Annotated in this window: 14 protein-coding genes; 13 read left to right on the top strand and 1 reads right to left on the bottom strand. The window is 36.8% G+C overall.

Features of this window, described 5'->3' with window-relative positions:
• Positions 1-44: 44 nt before the first annotated feature.
• The 3 genes from ACQRD1_RS13275 (at position 45) to ACQRD1_RS13265 (ending at position 3,965) form a co-directional block, all read left to right on the top strand.
• Positions 45-629: a CHC2 zinc finger domain-containing protein gene (locus tag ACQRD1_RS13275; protein ID WP_235232339.1), complete on the top strand. Its 585-nt coding sequence runs from the start codon at positions 45-47 to the stop codon at positions 627-629.
• Between the two features lie 27 nt (positions 630-656).
• Positions 657-2,000: a virulence-associated E family protein gene (locus ACQRD1_RS13270; protein WP_235232422.1), complete on the top strand. Its 1,344-nt coding sequence runs from the start codon at positions 657-659 to the stop codon at positions 1,998-2,000.
• A 396-nt stretch (positions 2,001-2,396) separates the two neighbouring features.
• A complete protein-coding gene (locus ACQRD1_RS13265) occupies positions 2,397-3,965 on the top strand; it encodes a MobA/MobL family protein (RefSeq protein WP_235232338.1) in 1,569 nt (522 codons plus the stop codon).
• Positions 3,966-4,062: 97 nt separating this feature from the next.
• On the opposite strand, the gene ACQRD1_RS13260 is transcribed toward ACQRD1_RS13265, so the two are convergent.
• Positions 4,063-4,518: a very short patch repair endonuclease gene (locus tag ACQRD1_RS13260; protein ID WP_235232337.1), complete on the bottom strand. Its 456-nt coding sequence runs from the start codon at positions 4,516-4,518 to the stop codon at positions 4,063-4,065.
• A 160-nt stretch (positions 4,519-4,678) separates the two neighbouring features.
• On the opposite strand from ACQRD1_RS13260, the gene ACQRD1_RS13255 reads away from it, so the two are divergent.
• The 10 genes from ACQRD1_RS13255 to ACQRD1_RS13210 all read left to right on the top strand — a co-directional run bounded on the left by ACQRD1_RS13255 (position 4,679) and on the right by ACQRD1_RS13210 (position 13,723).
• Positions 4,679-4,888: a helix-turn-helix domain-containing protein gene (locus ACQRD1_RS13255; protein WP_235232336.1), complete on the top strand. Its 210-nt coding sequence runs from the start codon at positions 4,679-4,681 to the stop codon at positions 4,886-4,888.
• Positions 4,888-6,096, top strand: a complete 1,209-nt coding sequence (locus ACQRD1_RS13250) for a DNA cytosine methyltransferase (RefSeq protein WP_235232335.1) — start codon at positions 4,888-4,890, stop codon at positions 6,094-6,096. The genes ACQRD1_RS13255 and ACQRD1_RS13250 overlap by 1 nt, the downstream gene beginning before the upstream one ends.
• Positions 6,083-6,823 (top strand): PmeII family type II restriction endonuclease, encoded by a 741-nt coding sequence (locus tag ACQRD1_RS13245; RefSeq protein ID WP_235232334.1) that lies wholly within the window; start codon positions 6,083-6,085, stop codon positions 6,821-6,823. Before ACQRD1_RS13250 ends, ACQRD1_RS13245 begins: the two co-directional genes overlap by 14 nt.
• Positions 6,824-6,864: 41 nt before the next feature.
• Positions 6,865-8,136, top strand: coding sequence for a restriction endonuclease (locus ACQRD1_RS13240; protein WP_235232333.1), 1,272 nt, complete (start codon positions 6,865-6,867; stop codon positions 8,134-8,136).
• Between the two features lie 6 nt (positions 8,137-8,142).
• A complete protein-coding gene (locus tag ACQRD1_RS13235) occupies positions 8,143-9,234 on the top strand; it encodes a DNA cytosine methyltransferase (RefSeq protein ID WP_427787775.1) in 1,092 nt (363 codons plus the stop codon).
• 5 nt (positions 9,235-9,239) lie between these two features.
• Complete coding sequence (locus tag ACQRD1_RS13230; protein ID WP_427787773.1) at positions 9,240-9,863, top strand: hypothetical protein; 624 nt, start codon at positions 9,240-9,242, stop codon at positions 9,861-9,863.
• Positions 9,856-10,992 carry a DUF262 domain-containing protein gene (locus tag ACQRD1_RS13225; RefSeq protein WP_235234322.1) on the top strand — a complete coding sequence of 379 codons (1,137 nt, stop codon included), beginning with the start codon at positions 9,856-9,858 and terminating at the stop codon, positions 10,990-10,992. Before ACQRD1_RS13230 ends, ACQRD1_RS13225 begins: the two co-directional genes overlap by 8 nt.
• Positions 10,993-11,242: 250 nt before the next feature.
• The gene (locus tag ACQRD1_RS13220) at positions 11,243-12,151 is read left to right on the top strand and encodes a macro domain-containing protein (protein WP_427787771.1); all 909 of its coding nucleotides are present in this window, start codon (positions 11,243-11,245) and stop codon (positions 12,149-12,151) included.
• Positions 12,152-12,163: 12 nt separating this feature from the next.
• On the top strand, positions 12,164-12,727 hold the full coding sequence (locus ACQRD1_RS13215; RefSeq protein ID WP_235234295.1) for a TIR domain-containing protein: 564 nt from the start codon (positions 12,164-12,166) through the stop codon (positions 12,725-12,727).
• A 384-nt stretch (positions 12,728-13,111) separates the two neighbouring features.
• Positions 13,112-13,723 carry a tyrosine-type recombinase/integrase gene (locus tag ACQRD1_RS13210; protein ID WP_427787769.1) on the top strand — a complete coding sequence of 204 codons (612 nt, stop codon included), beginning with the start codon at positions 13,112-13,114 and terminating at the stop codon, positions 13,721-13,723.
• Positions 13,724-13,751: the final 28 nt, after the last annotated feature.

Here is a 13,751-nt window from a genome sequence, read left to right as displayed (position 1 = left end):
GGAAAATTACGGAATTTGATAACAAAGGATACAGGAGGACGTACATGAACATTTTTCAGGAAATGAAAGAACGTGTCACCGCAAGGCAGGTGGCAGAAAGATATGGATTAAAAGTGAGCCGGAACGGGATGGCGCGCTGTCCGTTCCATAATGACAAGCACCCCAGTATGAAGATTGACCAGAATTATTATTGCTTCGCCTGTGGAGCAAAAGGCGATGCAGTCAATTATGTGGCGGTGCTGTTTGGATTATCGCAACTGGAAGCAGCGAAGAAGATCAATGATGATTTTTCTCTGAATCTTTCAATCGGGACATCTGGGGCAAATAGAAACCGAAAACTGGAAGTTAAGAAAAAAGAGAAGGTTCTGACGAAAGAAGAACGGATGCAATTCGTACAGAAAAAGATTGAGCAATGGGCGAAGTATGCTTCGGATGTATTGCTCCGGTATTTACGGTGGATGGAATTCTGGAAGGAATTTTACAAGCCGGAATCTGCGGAAGAGGAATGGCATCCATTATTTGCAGAAGCCTTACAGAATGAAAGCAAGGTCAGTTATCTGGCGGACATTCTAATGTTTGGAACTGACGAAGAGGTTCTGGATTTTTCCGGAACGGAAGGGAGGAGGTGAAGAGGTATGAACAGAGAATTGCAGAATATGAGCGAGGAGTCCTTGCAGAACTTAGAGGCGATTGTGGAGACGGAACTTCTGACCGTGGAGGACATCAGGGAGCGGCTGGATGTTACGGAGAAGGGGAAAATCCGACAGTCCATACAGAATTGCAAGTATGCGTTGGAGCATGATCCCTGTCTGAAAGGGGCTATTTGCAGAAATGAAATGACCTGCCAGATCGACATTATGAAGAAAATGCCATGGAAAAGGCGTGGCGTCCATATGACCGATACAGACATGAACAATCTGGCTTTATATCTGGAAAAGAACTATGGGTTGACCAGTGACCGGGTCATTACAAAGGCGATTGACATTGTGGCGAATGAAAATAGCTTCCATCCGATCCTGGAATATCTGGAGAGTCTGAAATGGGATGGGACTCCAAGAATCCAGCATATGCTGACACATTTCTTCGGGGCAGAGGATATTGGATATACCGGGGAAGTGATGAAGATGCACATGATGGGAGCCATCCGAAGGCTGTATGAGCCGGGAGCCAAATATGACATCATGCTCTGTCTGGTCGGAGGGCAGGGAACCGGAAAATCCACCTTCTTCCGCTATTTGGCAATCAAGGATGAATGGTTTACGGACGATATGAAACGGATCGATGATAAGAAGGTTTATGAATATCTGCAGGGACACTGGATTGTGGAAATGTCAGAAATGAACGCAGTAGCAAATGCCAAGAGTATTGAAGAGACGAAATCCTTCCTGAGCCGGCAGAAGGATATTTACCGGATTCCCTATGAAAGACGGGCAGAGGACAGGTATCGTCAGTGTGTCTTTTGCGGTACTTCCAACGACCTGAATTTCCTTCCATTTGACCGTACTGGAAACCGGAGATTTGCTCCGGTCAGGGTATTTCCGGAAAAAGCGGAAACCACCATTTATGAAAATGAAGCGGAATCCAGATTATACATTATCCAGGCATGGGCAGAGGCAATGGAAATCTATCGAAGCGGAAATTATCCGCTGACTTTTTCACCGGAGATGGAGGATCACGTTAAGCTGCTTCAGAGAGAATTTATGCCGGAGGATACTCAGACGGGCATGATCCAGGCATTTCTTGATTCGTATGAAGAAGATTATGTCTGTTCTACGATTATCTATCAGCAGGTATTTCATCAGGAAGGCATCGTTCCCAAATGGCAGTCAAAAGAAATCGGGGATCTGATGGACAATGAGATCATCGGCTGGACAAAACATGGCAATCACAGATTCGGTGGTGTTATCGGTACGCAGAGATCGTGGAAACGGGTTCAACCGAAAAAAGATGAGGAAGGATTCATGAAAGTGGATGAAAATATGGAACTACCATTTGATTAATGATTACTTTTAAAATGTTTTGAGCTCTGTTCACAGGTTTCTGTTCACAAATATCCGGGTGAAATGTGAACAGGAAAGTGTGAACAGGAGCAAAAAAAATTTGAAAATAAAGCAGAGATAATATACAGCCCGGATACGGGCATCAATGAGAATGGCGGATACGCCAATTAGAAAAAATCAGTCATCAGAAGAGATAGGTTAATCCGGGTATGATAAAATGAGCCCTCGGCGATTGAGAGCGAAATACACCCAACGCACAAGCTAAAGCTTATACTCTATGTCTTTCGTCCTCCCGGAAGGCCTCGCAGGGGCGCTTTGCATGCCTTGAGAATGCTATGGCTGTCAGTTTCGATGATGATTTCTTTTGGCAGCGTATCCGGGCGGAAAGGAGGTATTGTGAACAGACGAAATCATAGTTTTGTGATGGAAAGCAAACTTCATGATGTAAAAGGCAGAGTGAATTATATCAGTAGTCCCGAGCGGCAGGAAAATCTGTATGCGGTCTTTGCCAATGTGGAGGACAGCTACTGGGAGCTTCTTGCTGAACAGAATCAGCGGGATTTTGCAAAAAGCGGAACAGAAGGAACTTGTATTGAAGCGAGGGAACTGATTATCATGTTACCGCCGAGTCTGATCGAGTATGATCATGAACTGTTGCTGAAGTATATGACTTCGGTTTTTCTGGAGAAATATGATGTGGGGTGCTGTGCAGCCCTGCATCATAATAAGAGCAAAACGAATCTACATATCCATCTGATCTTTTCCGAGCGGGAAATCCGGCAGGAAGTGGAACGGAAAATTGCAAGCAGAAATATGTTTTATAATGAATCTGGGAGGCATGTACGGACGAAAAAGGAGATTCTTGACGAGAATGGGAATGTCCGACCCGGATGTAAAATCATCAAAAAAGGGGAAGTCTATGAGACGAATTTCTTCCAGCCAAAGAAAGAAGAATTTAAGACCAATGCTTTTCTGGAGAATATGAAACAGGTAATGACGGATGCGATTAACGGGATTGTAAAAGATGAAAATGAGAAGCTGCAGGTATTTCAAAAAGGCGGTCCTTATCTTGCTACCAAAAAGATAGGGAAGAACAATCCGAAAGAAGCAGAAATCAAAGCGGATAATTATCTCCGGCAGGAATGGAACCGGAATGTAGATCGGGCATTACTTACAGGTGCAGCAGAAGTAGAAGTGATGATGGCAAAGCAATCACAGATTGATGAACCGGTGGCAGAGTCGCTCCGGGAACATGGGCAGGATCCAAAATTATTTACTAGGATTCTTCAGAAAGCAATCGGATACTTAAGAGGATTTGTAGAATTTCTACGCGAGACAAAATATTGTGACAGAGATCCGGATGGAAATCCTCTGATTGATCATGATGTGCGGATTGACATTACACCGGAACCATTGCCGGCAAAACCAAAAGGGGAAAGACCTTCTTCGGAAAAACAGGAAGCTGAGGTTATGCGTTTGCAACAGGCTCTCAATAAAATGAAAAAGCAGGAACAGAAGGTATATGCTATTGAGAAAACCATAATGAAACTGGAAAAGGAACTGGCAGAAGTGAAAAAGAAATGGTTTCACAGGAAAGAACAGAAGGAACTGGAAGGGAAAATCGTAGAAAAGAAAACGCAGCTTGACAAGGCAAAGGATACTCTGGATCTTCTTCCAATGCAGTACGGATATCAAAATGCATTGGGAGTTACTAAGGCAATGAAGGTTGCAAAAGTGGAATTAAAGAAAGTACAGCAGGAACAGAAAGAGTGGGATGCTTCTGAGGCAAAACAGGAGAAATTGTATCTGACGATTCCGGCAAATGTGCGGGATGTGGAGAAACAGGAAGTGCAGGGAAGGACCGGACAGAGGCGAAGTATCCATGAACGGTTAGAGGAGAAGAAGCAGATTGTGGAGCAGAGACCGAAGAAGAAAAAATCAAGAGATGTGGGTATGGAACGATAATGATGCTTAAAAAATATAACCTTGGATAGCAGGATAAAACTGTAAGTCCAAGGTTATTTTATGAGGGGAGAGTCTACAACTAATAATGAAGATGATATTATTCGTATTCTTCTGAAACTTCGGGATCATTTGAAAATTTACTGTCCCAGATAGATTCTTCAATAGCTTGAAGGCATTCATCCGTATGTTTCTTGATATCTTGTCCCCAGAAATGAATAACAGTGTAGCCGAGAAAAAGGAGTTTTTTATCATTTTCCCAGTCCCGGGAACGGTTGCGCTCTATTTTCTTAATCCAATAGTCTAGATTTTTCCCTTTTTCAAGGCGGAGTTTTAATATTTCCCAGTCTTTACCATGGAAAAATTCGCTATCACAAAAAATAGCAATTCTATATTTGGTAAGAACGATATCCGGAGAGCCAGGAAGTTCCTTATAATTTTTACGATAACGGTATCCTTTGTGCCAGAGAGCTTTTCGTAGTTGAATTTCTATTGAAGTATCTTTGCTATGGATTTTACTCATGTTTTTGGATACTACTTTGGGATCACGAGCCATATATGTATTCACCGCCTTTTTTGATATAAGTTATTTTATCAAGGTAGATGAAAAGTTACAAGTACCCATGACCACACAGAGTGAATTATTCGGTTGACGATATAAATGCCATGATTTATACTGGTAAGGTAAGAGTTGATTTAATGACGAGGTACCCGAAATGACGATTTCTGAACAGATCAAGGTGCTGTGCGTAAGGTCTGATATTAGTGTAGCTGAACTTGCACGGCGGATAGGTACAACACCACAGAATTTTAATGGAAAAATGAAAAGAGAAAGTTTTACCATAGCTGAATTAGAAGATATTGCAGATGCGGTAAATAGCTCTTTTGAGAGAAAATTCGTATTAGAAAACGGAGAGAAGATTTAATGCATAATAATTTTAAACAGAATATTTATAGTAGGTATGCTGATAATAGAGATGTTATTTCTTTGTTTTCCGGGGCTATGGGATTAGATATTGGATTAGGTAAGGCCGGCTTAAATGTTGTGATTGGTCAGGATTTTGATGCATCATGCGTAAAAACTATGAGAGCCAATGGACATAAGGTGTTGGGCGGAGACATTAGGGAGATTCAGCCGCAACAGCTCTTAGATATGACAGGATTATCTGTAGGTGAACCGTTTTTAATTTGCGGTGGCCCGCCTTGCCAGCCTTTTTCCACAGCAGGAAAACGATTGGGCATAAACGATCCAAGGGGAAGTTTATTTATGGATTTTATCCGTATGATAGACTATATTCGTCCTCGGTTTTTTGTAATGGAAAATGTAAAGGGAATTATGTCTGCGCCATTAAAGCATGTACCATTGTCTGAACGGGATGAAAGTGATCCTGACCAGAGATTAGGCACAGTGCTGGATGTGATTTTGTCGGAATTTGATAAGCTAGGATATAAAACAGTATATGGGGTGCTTGATGCTGTAAATTATGGTGTTCCACAGTTTAGGGAAAGATTTGTATTAATCGGAAGTCGTGATAATGAAGATATTTTTCTCCCGATTCCTACACATTTTCAGATGCACCAAAATAAAGAGTATCAGTGGCAGACTGTTAGAAGCGTGATTGAGGATTTGGAATTTGACCAGGGTGAGTGTGCAACATTGAGTGAAGAACGATTGAAGTTCTTAAAGATGGTTCCAGAAGGTGGAAATTGGAGAGATTTACCGGAAGATATGATTCCTATTGCTATGGGAGGTGCATATAAATCCGGAGGTGGAAAAGTTGGATTTTATAGAAGGTTGTCGTATGATCAGCCTTCCCCAACGGTAGTTACCTCTCCGGTTCAGAAAGCGACTATGATGTGCCATCCTACGCAAAATAGACCGTTGAGCGTAAAGGAATATGCAAGGATTCAGCAGTTTCCAGATGACTGGGTATTTACAGGGACGACAGTTGCAAAATACCGGCAGATAGGTAATGCTGTTCCAGTGGGATTGGCAGAAGCTATTGGAAAGGCAGTTCTTTCTGTAGCGGATAGAACATCTTTGGTTCAAACAAAGCGATTTAGAGGTACGAATGTGCATAACAAAATTAGAAATGCAATAGAGTTGGGAGGAAATTTATATGCCGTTAAATAATTCATATGATGAACAGGCAGTAATTCAGGCGATTGCATCTGCATTGGAAACATTTTATGGGACATTAATCGAGAAAATAGATGGATTAAACATACAGAAGGTAATGAAACGGAAAAATCCATATTTATATCGTGCAAAAGCAATGCAGAGCGCAGCTGAAATTGTGGATTCTGTTTTGACCGCATTTGTAAGCTCCAGTGAAGAAACAATTTTTGGAAACTGTTTCTTTGAACCGATTGCTATTGCTGCAAGTGGCGGAAACAAAGCACTGGCAGAAGGCATTGATATTATGATTCAAAATAAGGAGACTAATACAATTTCTGCTATAGCGGTCAAAAGCGGGCCCTCTGTATTTAATGCAGATAGTAAAAAACGTCAGGAACAGAATTTCACAGCTGCTTCTAAGCTGGCACAACAGGCAAAAGCAAGATATGAAGCATATATCGGTTATTGTTATGGGAAAAAGAAGGATTCCGGTAGAGGAAAACCGAAAATGTATCAAGAATTGGCGGGGAAACGATTCTGGGCTGAATTGACAGGTGACGAGGAATTTTACATAAAGATTATTGGATATATGGGAACGATGCCGGAACAGTATGTAGCAGACTATAAGGAAAGCTACAATAAAGCAGCGAATAGACTGGTCAGAGAATTCTCTAACAGTTTCTGTAAGGAAGATGGAAGTATTGATTGGGAGAAGCTGGTAGAGTTTAATTCGGGAGATTGATTTTTCAGTATTTCAAAAGGATTACAGCAAGTAGTATAAGAATGGCAGGAGAAAAAATGGAAGTCGCATTTGAAAACTTAAAAGAAGCGGATTTAGTTGTTGATACAATATATAAAGGCGGAAAAGCTAGTGGAAAAGCGTCAGAAGTTTTATCAAAACTCATGCCAGGGTGTAGTAATTCAGGTGGCTTTAGAAAGATTATGCGTAAAGACGGAAGCGGTCTTCCTGCTTTTGTAGTACTCTATACTTCTATGCAAGAACTTGCATGGCCAGATTACCTAGATGAAGAAACTGGAATATTTCGTTATTATGGTGATAATCGTAATCCGGGAAGAACAATTTTAGATACGCCGCGGAAGGGGAATTTGCTTTTAGAGTTTGTGTTTGAATGTTTAAACAGTAAAGATGGTTCCATTAGAAATATACCGCCATTTTTTATATTTAAGAAAACAGGAAATGGGTGGGATGTACAGTTCTTGGGATTGGCAGCACCGGGAAATCCCAGAATTTCACCGGATAAAGATTTGGTTGCATTTTGGCGTACCATTGATGAAAAAAGGTTTCAAAATTATGAGGCATATTTTACTGTGTTGGAAACAACAGCACCAATTAGCCGAGAGTGGCTTAATGCGTTGATATATAATCATGACCACAGTTTAGATTATGCTCCTGATGCATGGAAACGTTTTATAAAACAAGGAAGAAATGGAATTACGCCTTTAATTGCGAAAAGATTACCGAAAGTTCCTTCAAAATATGATCAACTTCAAAGTGATAATGAGGGAAGTATATGTTTAAATAAAATTAGAGAATATTATAAAGATAATCCCTATGGATTTGAGGTATGTGCAAAAGATTTATTGGAAAAAATGGATGATAAATTTCAGGATTTTTCACTTACTCGGCCGTGGAGAGATGGTGGCCGGGATGCTTTAGGATATTATGTTATAGGTTCAGGTGGAAAAGCTAATTATCCATTAAGAATAGATTGTGCTTTGGAAGCAAAATGCTATTCAGAAAATGTTTCGGTTGGAGTGAGACAGATGTCCCGTTTGATTTCTCGGATTAGATATAGGCAGTTTGGTGTGATGTTAACAACAAGCTTTGTGGATAAACAAGCATATCAAGAAGTTATCGAAGATGGACATCCTATTTTGATTATTTCTGCAAGTGATATAGCGTATATTTTACGAAGTAATTCAATAACAAGTGAAAATATATCGGAGTGGTTAGTATCTATAGATGAAACAGATTCAAATAGAATGGCAAAAAGAGTGCAGACTTATAGTAAATTAATAAATAGAAAAAGGTAAAGGAAAATGGATATAGAAGTGTATTCTTTTTTCTCTGGATTAGGTTTCATGGATTTAGGATTTGAAGATGCTGGATTCGATATTGTATTTGCTAATGAGAATAATAAGATGTTTTTAGAGGCATATAAATATGCTAGGAGAAATCAAGTACATAAATGTAAATATGGATATAGTAATGAAGATGTTAGGAAGTATTTAGATGACGAGTTCTGGGCAAATTCTTTTCAGGATTATGAAGATCGAGAGAAAAAAATAATTGGATTTATAGGAGGCCCCCCGTGTCCTGATTTTTCTACAGCGGGTAAGAATAAAGGTGAAAAGGGCAAAAATGGGCAGTTAACAAGTGTGTATGTAGACTTAATCATTCGTAGAAAACCAGATTTTTTTTTGCTAGAGAATGTTAAAGGCCTTTATCAAACTAAAAAACATAAATCGTTTTATGAAAGAATGAAACGGAAATTATATAAGGCGGGATATTCATTGTTTGATTCCGTTGAAAATGCATTAGAGTATGGGGTTCCACAAAATAGAGATAGACTGATCTTAGTTGGTTTTAGGAGAGACTTTTTTGGGAAACGTTTGAAATTTTCTATTGGAGGGCATAAATTGTATTCAATGGAAATGATAAATCAAATAAATTGGCCAGTGACAGACCCATTTATTGAAAATGGTGTATTGGAGAAACCTGAGGGTATAATTGAAAAATTAACTATCGAATATTGGTTTGAAAAAAATGATGTATTACATCATCCTAATGCACAGGATATTTTTGTGGTAAAGAAACCGCAGAGGTTTAGAACCATTGAGGAAGGAGATATTAAAGGAAAATCATTTAAACGATTGCATCGCTGGAGATATTCCCCTACAGCCGCTTATGGGAATAATGAAGTACATCTTCATCCATATTTACCTAGAAGAATTAGTGTAGCAGAAGCTTTAGCAATTCAATCGATTCCATCAAATTTTGAGGTGCAGAATGATCTGCCTCTTTCAGCAAAATTCAAAATGGTAGGAAATGGTGTACCATATTTGCTGGCCTTAGGTATTGCAAATGATATTTATGAATGGATTGAAGTTTTTCAGCAAAAAAGGAAATGAATAAAATGACAAATGATGAAACAATCAAAAATGATCTTCTGACAATGGAAGCATATGATTTTTACTTAAAACATATTGTAAAGTCACATAACTGGTATTTTACAAATTACCTATGTGTGCCGCAGGATGAAATAATTGATAAAATGGATTTTTTTAAAGAAATTGTATCCTCTAATTTGAAAATTAACTTCCACAGTGTTCAGATGGTAGGGAGTGCAAAAACAGGATATAGTTTATCTCCCAAAAAAGTATTACAGCCTTTTCATAATGAAGATTTTGGTAAAGAGTCATCAGATATAGACATTGCAATTGTTTCTGAAAGGTTATTTGCATATTTTTGGGATAAGCTTCGACAAACGAGAGGAATATATAATCAATATTATTACCGATTTATAACAGGATCTATTTTTCGAGGATACATCAATGATAAAAATTTGCAAAAGATAGATAATATTAGAGAAGAATGGGATGACATGATTTCTCCAATTAATCTGATGTTACAAGACAAATTACGTTTTGAACATCCGATTACATACCGAATATATCGTAGTTGGGATGATTTGGAAGAATATCAAATGCTTGGAATCAATAAAGCACGAATAGCGTTGGAGGGAAAAGAAAATGTTTAATTTTAATATTAACCGGAAGACCATTAATGAAATATCCACAATGTTCGAGAAACAAGATTTAATAGTTGATGATACTTATCAAAGACGTTCTGTGTGGAACGAAAAGGATAAAATACGATTAATAGAAACAATTTTATTGAATTTGATTATTCCTGAGTTGTTTTTTTGGAAAGCAGAAACTGATCCGGAAACGGGGGCATCTATTACTCATATTGTAGATGGACAGCAAAGAATAAAAGCAATTTACTCATTTGTGAATAATGAATTTAAATTAAAGTCACAGTGTTTATTAGATGAAGACGTGAAAAAACTCTATGGTAATAAATTTTTTAAGGAGTTAGATACAGAAGTAAAAAAGGAATTTTGGAATTATCAGTTAATGATTATTGATATTGATCCAAAAGCAACTCGTAGTGATATAATTAATATGTTCAACAGATTGAATTTGACAGATTATAATCTTAATGATCAAGAGAAAAGAAATAGTAAATCTGGAGAATTTGCTGCTCTAGCAAGAGAATTGTCAGATATATCCATATGGGAAGAATATCGTTTGTTTACCAACACGGATATAAAACGAATGAAGGATGTAGAATTTTGTGCATCATTAATTCTTTTGTTTAGGAAAGGAATAATAGATCAAACTGACCAAAGTGCTTTAAATCAGGCATATGAAGAATTACAGATTGAGTATAAGGATGCAGAAAGGGATAAAGATGCTGTTCTTGATGGAATCAATATTTTACCGGAGATTTTAGTTAGTGATGATATAAAGAAATTTGTAAGGAGAAAGGCACAACTATATACTTTGTTTTCCGTGATTTTTTATATGCAACGTGAAGATATATCTTTGGAAGAAGAACATAAGTTGAATTTAGAGCGATTTGTTCAGATGTATTCTGTATTTGAAAACGATATGGATTTGTCTGGGAAAATAAACGATACAGAAAAGCGGCTCTTTGATTGGCTAAAAAAATATAAGTTAGCATCATCTGAGGGATTAAATAAACACACTAATAGAATGATCAGATATAATGTAATGAAGGATTTCATGTTTGATTTTTCCGATGAGCTTATAGATGCAAGTATTACATTGTTAAATAAAATGGAAGAGGAATCTTCCAAGTAATATGCAAGGTTAATGAAAGGTTTTGAGAAATTGATAACAATATGATAACACCGTTTAGTACAGTCTATGAGCTAAGGACAGCAGAACACATATACAACCAGATAGAATCATAATACCTATACAAGACTGTATAGTTATAAGAACTCATTTGTGGGTTTGCATTGACAGAGGCTTTTCGGAGAATAACAGAAATGGTATGATTATAAAAAATTATATCAAAATGATATAGGAGAAGAAACGGATGATTTTTATGGGAAAATTAAAAGTATGGTTCGAGGATAATTTTTCTAAGGTAAAGTTTTATGATTATATTCTTTGGAAAAATTACTTATCTGTTTTGGGCATAATAAGTTCCATTGTGACTTTAATATCCTTCTTCGCGACAGCTCAGAGTATGAAGATTAATATTAGATGTGTAGTAACTATGTTTATTGTGATATTGATACTACTTTTCATGTGTATGTGGTGGAGTGCGAATCATCAGAAATGTGTAAGATTGAAAATAAATAATACGAAGATACAAATTCAAGAGGGAAATATTTTTGGATTATTGGATAAAGAACCAGAAAATCGGAAAGATGAAATTAGTGTTATTGCGGTAAATGATTATTATGATACAATTGTAGACGATCGGATTATTGCGAAAAAGACTTTACATGGACAATATATTGATAGAATTGTTCAAGCAGGAAAGTTAGAAAAATTGGAACATACCATAGAAACAGATGAGATATTAAATAAAGAGGGTAATTGTATAGAAGTTCCAGATAGGATTAGGGGGAGAAAGATAAAGTATTCTATTGGAAGTGTAGTTGAATTTGAATCCTATGTACTTGCTGCATTTACTAAATTTAATGAAAACAATAAAGCATATTTGTCCGCTGAGGAATATACAGGATTTTGGATGCGTTTTTGGGAGAATATTGATGAAATATATGCTGGGCGAACTATAAATATTCCTTTAATGGGAGCGGGGATTGCAAGATTCAGGAATGGAAAACCCTCGAAACAAGAGTTACTAGAAGTTATGTTGTGGTCTCTGAAGATAAGTGGATTCCACAATACATATGGAGATAAACAAATAAATATTGTAATTTATAAATCAGATATCGATGATTTAGATTTTTACCATATTCAACATAATCAAAATTTTAAATGAGGGAGGAAAGTAATGGCAAACAGAACAGCAAACTACACAGCATTTTATGTAAAGGAACCATTTAGTGAATCAAATTTAGGAGCTAATGCTACTCCGGATTTTTTGTATTATAATCAACTTCGTGCATGGAAAGGAGCTGATAGTTCTTTTCCTTTTGTGGATGCTCACGCAAAAACATATAATGTTCGGGATGATAGTTCGTGGGAAACGTTAAAGAAAAGATTACATGATAGACTTGATGTTTCAAAGAATATTATTCTTTTCTTAAGTGAAAATACAAAAAATAGTAGAGCTCTCCGTGAAGAGATTGATTATGGAATCAATACGAAAGGACTTCCAGTGATTGTTATTTATCCAGATTTCAAAGAAAAATCAGATATTTGGTGCTCTACGGGAATGAGAAAGCAGGTTAAAGATCTGTGGGATAAATTGCCGAAGTTTAGGGATAATATGGATAAAGTTGCTACATTACATGTTCCATATAAGAAAACTTTAATAACAAGTGCATTAAAAGATCCAGATTTTAAGGTACAAACTATGACTGAGGCTGGTCAATATCATTATAAACTAGATTAATAGCGGAGATGGAAGAATATATAGCAACGAGTTTGGTTTAAATAAATATATCCAGAATTATATAAAATTTAGTTTGAGTGAATTCTAGATTTTATGTATAATACAAGCATGGCAACATTCTGGCAACAGTTCATCAGAAAGCCAGTGTAAATTATGTAGTAGAAATAAAAACTTCGCTTATTGTCGGCAGAACATTAATTAATTCCGTTAAGTTTTGCCGCGACGGAGCCGAAATGGAATAGGTTTAAGGCTTGCAAACCCTTGAATTTAAAGGGATTTCAGACTTTTTAAGACAAAAATCATTAGGTAGCTATAGTGTTTATTTTCGAAAAGAAAGTAGATATGGTAGCTACCTATTTTTTATGTTTTGAAAGGAGTTATGATATGACGAAAGAGCCACAGGAAACTAAAGAAACAACATTACCTGAGATGAAAAGAAGAAAGAGAAAAGTACCAGCAACAGAACATTCAATGTTGAATATTAGTTATCAAAGTTTGTTGGAATTGTACTTAAAGGAGTGTAGAAGAAAAGGTCTTGTAGAAGAAACGATAACGGGATATAAGTATGCAAGTGCGTATTTTTTAGATTTTACAGGATATGAACTGATGTGTTCAGATATAACACAGGATTTAATCAACGAGTATTATTTATATTTGCAACAATATCACAAGGCATCAACAACAAATAGTTATGTTTTTAAAATTTCTCCGATTGTAAAATATGGAATTGATAAAGGATATATCAGAGAAGATATAGAATTTACCCATTGTAAAGAGCAAAAGGAAATCAAAAACATATTCACGCCCGAAGAATTGTCAATATTATTAAAAAGACCGATTGAGAATGATTTTTGCGAAATTCGTGCATGGACGATTATAAATTTATTTTTGGCAACAGGAATTAGAGCAAAGGAACTCCGCTTTTTGAAAATTAAAGATGTGAATTTTAAAAACAGTTATATCATTCTAAATGTGGTGTGGTATAAAAAAAGTTGACATCTTATTCTCAAGGATTTCATGATAG

The organism is Bariatricus sp. SGI.019 (assembly GCF_050315235.1).
In the GTDB taxonomy this organism is placed as follows: domain Bacteria; phylum Bacillota; class Clostridia; order Lachnospirales; family Lachnospiraceae; genus JAFBIX01.
Note: the sequence above shows the minus strand (reverse complement) of the source record. Positions and strands in the feature narration are given on the sequence as shown.

Excerpts from the sequence above, each read along its gene's own strand:
- ACQRD1_RS13275 (WP_235232339.1), top strand. The coding sequence starts at position 45 with ATGAACATTTTTCAGGAAATGAAAGAACGTGTCACCGCAAGGCAGGTG.
- ACQRD1_RS13270 (WP_235232422.1), top strand. The coding sequence starts at position 657 with ATGAGCGAGGAGTCCTTGCAGAACTTAGAGGCGATTGTGGAGACGGAA.
- ACQRD1_RS13260 (WP_235232337.1), bottom strand. The coding sequence starts at position 4,518 with ATGGCTCGTGATCCCAAAGTAGTATCCAAAAACATGAGTAAAATCCAT.
- ACQRD1_RS13255 (WP_235232336.1), top strand. The coding sequence starts at position 4,679 with ATGACGATTTCTGAACAGATCAAGGTGCTGTGCGTAAGGTCTGATATT.
- ACQRD1_RS13250 (WP_235232335.1), top strand. The coding sequence starts at position 4,888 with ATGCATAATAATTTTAAACAGAATATTTATAGTAGGTATGCTGATAAT.
- ACQRD1_RS13245 (WP_235232334.1), top strand. The coding sequence starts at position 6,083 with ATGCCGTTAAATAATTCATATGATGAACAGGCAGTAATTCAGGCGATT.
- ACQRD1_RS13240 (WP_235232333.1), top strand. The coding sequence starts at position 6,865 with ATGGCAGGAGAAAAAATGGAAGTCGCATTTGAAAACTTAAAAGAAGCG.
- ACQRD1_RS13235 (WP_427787775.1), top strand. The coding sequence starts at position 8,143 with ATGGATATAGAAGTGTATTCTTTTTTCTCTGGATTAGGTTTCATGGAT.
- ACQRD1_RS13230 (WP_427787773.1), top strand. The coding sequence starts at position 9,240 with ATGACAAATGATGAAACAATCAAAAATGATCTTCTGACAATGGAAGCA.
- ACQRD1_RS13225 (WP_235234322.1), top strand. The coding sequence starts at position 9,856 with ATGTTTAATTTTAATATTAACCGGAAGACCATTAATGAAATATCCACA.
- ACQRD1_RS13220 (WP_427787771.1), top strand. The coding sequence starts at position 11,243 with ATGGGAAAATTAAAAGTATGGTTCGAGGATAATTTTTCTAAGGTAAAG.
- ACQRD1_RS13215 (WP_235234295.1), top strand. The coding sequence starts at position 12,164 with ATGGCAAACAGAACAGCAAACTACACAGCATTTTATGTAAAGGAACCA.
- ACQRD1_RS13210 (WP_427787769.1), top strand. The coding sequence starts at position 13,112 with ATGACGAAAGAGCCACAGGAAACTAAAGAAACAACATTACCTGAGATG.